Source organism: Sinorhizobium fredii USDA 205 (assembly GCF_001461695.1).
Taxonomy (GTDB): domain Bacteria; phylum Pseudomonadota; class Alphaproteobacteria; order Rhizobiales; family Rhizobiaceae; genus Sinorhizobium; species Sinorhizobium fredii.
This window is the reverse complement of record NZ_AUTC01000130.1, coordinates 75,750-82,166: the sequence shown is the minus strand read 5'-3', so window position 1 is coordinate 82,166 and position 6,417 is coordinate 75,750. Positions and strand designations below refer to the sequence as shown.

The 6,417-nt window shown below is 65.0% G+C and carries 7 protein-coding genes; 4 read left to right on the top strand and 3 right to left on the bottom strand.

From position 1 onward, the window contains the following. Positions 1-91 precede the first annotated feature (91 nt). The gene (gene xseA, locus N181_RS13655; RefSeq protein WP_037436470.1) at positions 92-1,675 is read left to right on the top strand and encodes an exodeoxyribonuclease VII large subunit; all 1,584 of its coding nucleotides are present in this window, start codon (positions 92-94) and stop codon (positions 1,673-1,675) included. Between the two features lie 13 nt (positions 1,676-1,688). Next, positions 1,689-2,279, top strand: coding sequence for an NAD(P)H-dependent oxidoreductase (locus N181_RS13650; RefSeq protein ID WP_060563434.1), 591 nt, complete (start codon positions 1,689-1,691; stop codon positions 2,277-2,279). A 5-nt stretch (positions 2,280-2,284) separates the two neighbouring features. Here the strand turns inward: N181_RS13650 and N181_RS13645 are convergent, their stop codons facing one another. Then, positions 2,285-2,782, bottom strand: a complete 498-nt coding sequence (locus tag N181_RS13645; RefSeq protein WP_037397309.1) for a MarR family winged helix-turn-helix transcriptional regulator — start codon at positions 2,780-2,782, stop codon at positions 2,285-2,287. Positions 2,783-2,909: 127 nt separating this feature from the next. Between N181_RS13645 and N181_RS13640 the strand changes: the two genes are divergently transcribed. Beyond that, entirely contained in the window at positions 2,910-3,785 is an 876-nt protein-coding gene (locus N181_RS13640; protein WP_037397319.1) for an EamA family transporter, read from the top strand. Between the two features lie 62 nt (positions 3,786-3,847). On the opposite strand, the gene N181_RS13635 is transcribed toward N181_RS13640, so the two are convergent. Together N181_RS13635 and N181_RS13630 are read right to left on the bottom strand one after the other, a co-directional pair. Then, positions 3,848-5,104, bottom strand: coding sequence for an aminopeptidase (locus tag N181_RS13635; protein ID WP_037397312.1), 1,257 nt, complete (start codon positions 5,102-5,104; stop codon positions 3,848-3,850). Positions 5,105-5,186: 82 nt separating this feature from the next. Then, entirely contained in the window at positions 5,187-5,873 is a 687-nt protein-coding gene (locus N181_RS13630) for a glutathione S-transferase family protein (protein ID WP_037397315.1), read from the bottom strand. 84 nt (positions 5,874-5,957) lie between these two features. Here N181_RS13630 and N181_RS13625 point away from each other — a divergent pair, with 84 nt between their 5' ends. Further along, a complete protein-coding gene (locus N181_RS13625; protein ID WP_037436468.1) occupies positions 5,958-6,413 on the top strand; it encodes a MarR family winged helix-turn-helix transcriptional regulator in 456 nt (151 codons plus the stop codon). The last annotated feature ends 4 nt before the right edge of the window (positions 6,414-6,417 follow it).

Below are 6,417 nucleotides of genomic sequence, written 5' to 3'. Positions count from 1 at the left end.
CCCCGCCACAACGGCGGGCCTTCGCCAGAAAAACCGTTGATAGGCGGCTCTGACTGCTGATCTTCCGGGCGTGGTCGGCTACAAAGGGCGCATGACCTCTTCCTTCGATTCCGATTCTCCGTCCAATGTTGCCGAGTATTCGGTGTCGGAACTGTCCGGCTCGATCAAGCGCACGCTCGAGCAGGCCTTCGAGCATGTTCGCGTGCGCGGCGAGATTTCCGGCTATCGCGGGCCGCATTCCTCTGGCCATGCTTATTTCGCGCTGAAGGACGATCGCGCCCGGATGGAAGCGGTGATCTGGAAGGGCACCTTTGCGCGGCTGAAATTCCGCCCGGAAGAAGGGATGGAGGTCATTGCGACCGGCCGGGTCACGACCTTCCCCGGCTCGTCGAAATACCAGATCGTAATCGATTCGCTGGAGCCGGCCGGCGCTGGCGCGCTGATGGCGCTCCTTGAGGAGCGCAAGCGCAAGCTTGCCGCGGAGGGCCTTTTCGACCCGGCGCGGAAGCGGCCGCTGCCCTTCATGCCGAAGGTGATCGGCGTCGTCACCTCGCCGACGGGCGCGGTCATCCGCGACATCCTGCACCGGATCGCCGATCGGTTCCCGGTGCACGTGGTCGTCTGGCCGGTGCGCGTCCAGGGCGACGGGGCGTCCGAAGAGGTCGCGGCGGCGATCCGGGGCTTCAATGCCCTGGAGGGAGACGGTCCTATTCCTCGTCCGGACGTGCTGATCGTGGCGCGTGGCGGCGGCAGCCTTGAGGATCTCTGGGGCTTCAACGACGAGGCGGTGGTCCGGGCGGCGGCGGCCTCCGGCATTCCGCTGATCTCGGCTGTCGGCCATGAGACCGACTGGACGCTGATCGACCACGCCGCCGACCAGCGGGCGCCGACGCCGACCGGCGCGGCCGAGATGGCGGTGCCGGTGAAGGCCGATCTCGAGGCACAAGTGGCCAATCTTTCCGCCCGCCTGCAGGCGTCGGCCACGCGGCAGATGGATCACCGGCGCCACGCGCTCCGCGCGCTGGCCCGGGCGCTTCCCTCGCTCGATCAGTTGCTCGCCTTGCCAAGAAGACGCTTCGACGAGGCGGCCGCCGGTCTCGGCCGCGGCCTGCAGATGAATACCGCCAACAAGCGTCGCAGCTTCGAGCGCGTTGGGGCGCATCTGCGGCCGGAACTGCTGACGACGAGAATCCGCGATCATCGGCGTCATCTCCTCGAAGCGATGAACAAGGCCGAGCGGTGCGTGGAGCGCCAGATCGATCGACGGCAGGCGCGCGTTTCTGCCGCCGACGCATCGCTTCGAGCCTTCCCGTCGCGCCTCTTGGGGCAGCTCCACCGTGCATCGGATCGAGTTTCGGGTTTGAGCGCGCGGGCCGATGGTGCGATGGCCGCTGAGCTTCGTCGGCTGAAAGGCGCGCTCGCCGCGCAGGACCGCGTGCTGCAATCGCTGTCCTACCGCAATGTCCTGCAGCGCGGTTTCGCGCTGGTGCGCGATGCCGCGGGCGAGCCGGTAAAGCAGGCGGCGGCGGTGACGCCGGGCATGGCGCTGTCGCTCGAATTTGCCGACGGCAGCGTTTCGGCGGTTGCGGGCGAGGAGGGTGCTCCTCCGACGCCAGCGCCGAAGAAGCGGGCGAGCCGGCCGGTCGTGCCGACGAAGCAGGGCAGCTTGTTCTAAGAGGAGGGTGGCGATGCGGATTCTGATGGTCCTCGCCCATCCGCTCGAGGACAGCTTTGCGGCAAGCGTCGCGCGAGCCGCCAAGGAGATCCTGGAAGGCCGCGGCCACAGCGTCGATCTGCTCGATCTCTATCGAGAAGGGTTCGACCCGCGACTGACCGCCGCGGACCGCGGCAGCTATTTTGCGGAGCGATATGACGCCTCCGAGGTCACCGGCTGGATCGAGCGGCTTCAGGCGGCCGACGGGCTGATACTCGTTTTTCCGCAGTGGTGGTTCAATTTTCCGGCGATCCTCAAGGGCTTCTTCGATCGCGTCTTTGCGCCCGGCGTCGCCTTCGAGCACGATCAGGCGGGCGGACGCATCATCCCGCGCCTCACAAACATCAGGCTCTTCTGGGCACTGACGACGACCGGCTCGCCCTGGTGGGTCGTGCATCTCTATATGGGCAATCCGGTTCGCCGCCTGCTCAAGCGCGGCATCGCCGCCTTCTGCAGCAAGCGCCTCGATTTCCGGATGATCAGCCTCCATGACATGGACCGGGCGACGGAGGCGAAGCGCAAGCGCCACCTCGATCGGGTGCGCACGTTGGTGAGCCGCATCTGATCAGCTCATTCGAATGTCGCGAGAAATTTCCTAAGCAGCGCGTCGAGCGCCTCCCGCTCTTCGGGCCCAAGGCCCGCGATGAGGCGCTGCTGATTGGCGACGTGGGCGGCCGCCGCGGCATCGATGCGCTTCAAGCCGTTCGGCGTCAACGCGATGATCACGCCGCGCCGGTCTTCGGGATTGTCCAGCCGCTCGACGAGGCGTGCTCTTTCGAGTTGGTCGATGCGGTTGGTCATGGTGCCGGAGGTCACCATTGTCGCCGCAAGCAGCTCGCCGGGCGAAAGTTGAAAGGGGGCACCGGAGCGGCGCAGCGTCGCCAGCACATCGAAGCTTGCCGATGTGAGATCGTATTCGGCGAAAACCGTTTCCTGCTCCCGGGCGACATGGACCCGGAGCCGTGCCAGGCGCCCGAGGGGACCCATGGCGGAGATGTCCAACTCCGGCCGCTCCCTGCGCCACTGTGCCAGGATCTTGTCCACGTGGTCCTTGTCGCTGTGTTTCATGTGCGCCCATGGTCTGACAGGCGGAGCCACTCCGCGCCTTCGTCATGGCTGTAATATCCAGGTATCTTGACGTCAAGATAAATTGCGCTAGAGTTATCTTGATATCAAGATTCTTGAGATGAAGAAAATGCAAGCAAAAAACCTCGACATTGCCTTCACGGCCATAGCCCCGGCCATCTGGGGAAGTACCTATCTGGTTACCACCGAATTCCTGCCAGCCGGCTACCCGCTGACGGTGGCGATGCTAAGAGCCCTGCCGGCGGGCCTCCTGCTGCTGCTCGTCGTACGGCAAATGCCGAAAGGCATCTGGTGGGCGCGCAGCTTCCTGCTCGGCGCGCTCAACTTCTCCTTCTTCTGGGCGATGCTGTTCGTCTCCGCCTACCGCCTGCCCGGCGGTGTTGCCGCGACGGTCGGCGCTATCCAGCCGCTGATCGTCGTGGTGCTGTCGCGTATCGTGCTCGGTTCGCCGATCCTGGCGCTGAGCGTCGTCGCCGGCGTCGCCGGCCTAGCCGGAGTCGCGCTGCTTGTGCTGACGCCCGGCGCCGCGCTCGATCCGCTCGGTGTAGTGGCTGGTCTGGCTGGTGCGGTTTCCATGGCTTTCGGGACGGTGCTCAGCCGTCATTGGACGCCGCCGGTCTCGCCGCTCACCTTTACCGCCTGGCAATTGGCGGCCGGTGGTCTTCTGCTCGTGCCGGTGGCTCTGTTCTTCGAGCCCTCCCTGCCATCGCTCACCGCATCCAATTTGATGGGCTTCGCCTATCTCGGCCTGATCGGCGCCGCCTTCACCTATCTTCTCTGGTTCCGCGGCCTGTCACGGCTGGAGCCGCCCCAGGTCGCACCGCTCGGCTTCCTCAGCCCCGTCGTCGCGATCCTGCTCGGTTGGGGTGTGCTCGGCCAGCAGATGACAGGCATACAATTGCTCGGGATCGTCGTCGTGTTTGCCAGCGTCTGGATGAGCCAGCAGGCGCAGATTGTGGGTCGCCCTGCGCCCGCCCGCGCCTAGTGCACCGGTTGGCGGGGGCACTGCCGCGGCCTTTCATGCCGCGGCAGTTGTCGTTTGATCGCTTAGGCCCACTCGCCCTTACGCATCACCGGCACACGGCTGCCGTCCGCGCGCACGCCGTCGATGTCGACCGCGCCGGAGCCGATCATCCAGTCGATGTGGATCAGGCTGGAATTGCCGCCCTGGGCGCGGATCTGCTCCTCGCTGAGGCTGGCGCCGTCCAGGAAGCACTTCGAATAGCACTGGCCAAGCGCGATGTGGCAGGAGGCGTTTTCGTCGAAGAGCGTGTTGTAGAAGAGGATGCCGGAGGCCGAGATCGGCGAGGAATGCGGCACCAACGCCACTTCGCCGAGCCGGCGGGCGCCCTCGTCGGTGTCGAGCACCTTCTTCAGCACTTCCTCGCCGCGCGACGCCTTTGCCTCGACGATGCGGCCGCCCTCGAAGCGCACCTGGATGTTGTCGATCAGCGTGCCCTGGTGCGACAGCGGCTTGGTGCTCGAGACATGTCCCTCGACACGCAGTGCATGCGGCGTCGTGAAGACCTCCTCGGTCGGAATGTTCGGATTGCAGGTGATGCCGTTCTTCGCGGTCGAGGCGCCGCCGTGCCATTCGTGGCCGTCCGCAAGCCCGACCGTCAGGTCGGTACCCGGACCTGTGAAATGCAGCGCGGCGAAGCGCTCGTCGTTCAGCCAGGCCGAACGCCGGCGGAGGTTGGCGTTGTGCTCCGCCCAGGCGGCGATCGGGTCGTCGACGTCGACGCGGGAGGCCGCGAAGATCGCGTTCGCCAGCTTCTCGACGGCGATCGCTTCCGGATCGTCGGAGAACACCTGCTTCGCCCAGGAGGGATTCGGATAGGAGACGATGTTCCAGTTGATGTCGAAATTGGAGATCTTTTCGAGCGCCGGCTTGTAGGCGACCGAATTCGCCCTGTTGGCGCGCGCCACCTTCTGCGGGTCCTCGGACGAAAGCAGCATCGGATTGTCGCCGGCGATCGCCAGACGCGCCGCGCCGCCCGCAAAGGCCTTCGCCATGCCCTGATACAGCCAGTCGCTGGCCCGGTCGAAGCTCTCGTCAGGCGCATGGGCGTAGCGGGCGAGCGTCGCCTCCTCGTCGGCATAGAAGGTCGTCACCAGTCCGGCCCCGGCCTGATACGCATGCTTGGTGATCAGACGCACGAGAGGCAGCGCGGCAATCGGCGCGGTCATCACCAGGTCCTGGCCGCGCAGCAATTGCAGGCCGACCTTGACAGCGACCTCGGCGAGCTTTTCGAGCTTGGCGGCATCGACGGGATTTCTGGCCGACTGGAGGGGGGCGTTCATGGCGACTCCTTCTCGAATGTTATGCGGGTGCGCCCGTTTTAGACCGCTTCCCGCAAAAACAGAAGGCTTTACGATGCCCCAATCAGGCCGCGATCTTTCCCGCTTTCAGCAAGACCGCGTCGTGCTTCTCGAGAAACGCCATCAGCCTCTCGGCGTAGTCGTCAGTGACCGCTGCCTTGACGCTCGGCCGCGCCGCCAGTGCGTTCCGCCAGGCGGTGACGCGCAGCAGGCCATCGAAGATGCCGTGGTCGGCGATCGTGTCGAACACGTCGAAATAGCGGAAGATCGGCGCGAAGACGGCGTCGACCAGGCTGAAATTGAAGCCGGCGAAATAGGGACCGTCACCAAGTTCCGCCCCGATCGTCGCGAACTTCGTCTTGAGGACGCTCCGTTTGGCTTCGAGTGTCTCGATGTCCTGTGTGGTCTCGTAGAGCCAGAGGTCGGAAAGGATGGACGAGCCGAATTCCATCCAGCCGCGGTGGCGGGCCCTCGTCAGAGGATCGGCCGGGTGCAGCTTGGCGCCGGGCTGCGTTTCCTCGAGGTATTCGCAGATCACCGTGCTTTCGAAGAGGATCGCTTCGCCCTTGTCTTGCGGAACGCGCAGCAGCGGCACCTTGCCGAGCGGCGAGATCTTTAGGAACCAGTCGGGTTTGTTCGCAAGGTCGATATGGATGCGCTCGAACGGCACGCCCTTTTCGTGAAGCGCGATCGCGGCGCGTTGCACATAGGGGCAGAGATGGTGGCTGATCAGGGTGAGGGACGCGGTCATCGGGGTTTCCACTATTTGTTGAAGTAGATGCAGTTGCATATATAATGCCTTGCCAAATTCGTCAAGATAGATGTAACTGCATCTATGAAGGATGAGGATGTATCAGAGCGAAGCGCGCCAACATCGGCGACCACCGAGGCATGGGTGGGGCTCATGCGGGCGCAGCAGCGCGTGCTTGCTGCCATCGAAAAGGACTTCAAGGCGGCAGGGCTGCCGCCGCTCGGCTGGTATGACGTGCTGTGGGAGCTGGTGAAGGCCGAAGCCGGTCGGCTGCGCCCCTTCGAGATCGAGGCCCGGACGCTGCTCGCCCAATACAATCTTTCCCGCCTGATCGATCGGTTGGAAAAGGAGGGGCTGGTGCGTCGAGAGGCCTATGGCGAGGACGCCCGCGGCTGCTGGGTCACCGTCACCGAAGCGGGGCGGGCGATGCGGGCGCGCATGTGGGAGACCTATTCGCGGTCGATCGAGAAGCACGTCGGCGCGAAGCTCAGCGACCCAGACGCAAGGAAGCTCGCGACGCTGCTTTCACGGCTGGTCTGAGGCG

What these genes read in the sequence shown, in the direction of transcription:
- xseA (WP_037436470.1), top strand. Translation starts at nt 92, where the DNA reads ATGACCTCTTCCTTCGATTCCGATTCTCCGTCCAATGTTGCCGAGTAT.
- N181_RS13650 (WP_060563434.1), top strand. Translation starts at nt 1,689, where the DNA reads ATGCGGATTCTGATGGTCCTCGCCCATCCGCTCGAGGACAGCTTTGCG.
- N181_RS13645 (WP_037397309.1), bottom strand. Translation starts at nt 2,782, where the DNA reads ATGAAACACAGCGACAAGGACCACGTGGACAAGATCCTGGCACAGTGG.
- N181_RS13640 (WP_037397319.1), top strand. Translation starts at nt 2,910, where the DNA reads ATGCAAGCAAAAAACCTCGACATTGCCTTCACGGCCATAGCCCCGGCC.
- N181_RS13635 (WP_037397312.1), bottom strand. Translation starts at nt 5,104, where the DNA reads ATGAACGCCCCCCTCCAGTCGGCCAGAAATCCCGTCGATGCCGCCAAG.
- N181_RS13630 (WP_037397315.1), bottom strand. Translation starts at nt 5,873, where the DNA reads ATGACCGCGTCCCTCACCCTGATCAGCCACCATCTCTGCCCCTATGTG.
- N181_RS13625 (WP_037436468.1), top strand. Translation starts at nt 5,958, where the DNA reads ATGAAGGATGAGGATGTATCAGAGCGAAGCGCGCCAACATCGGCGACC.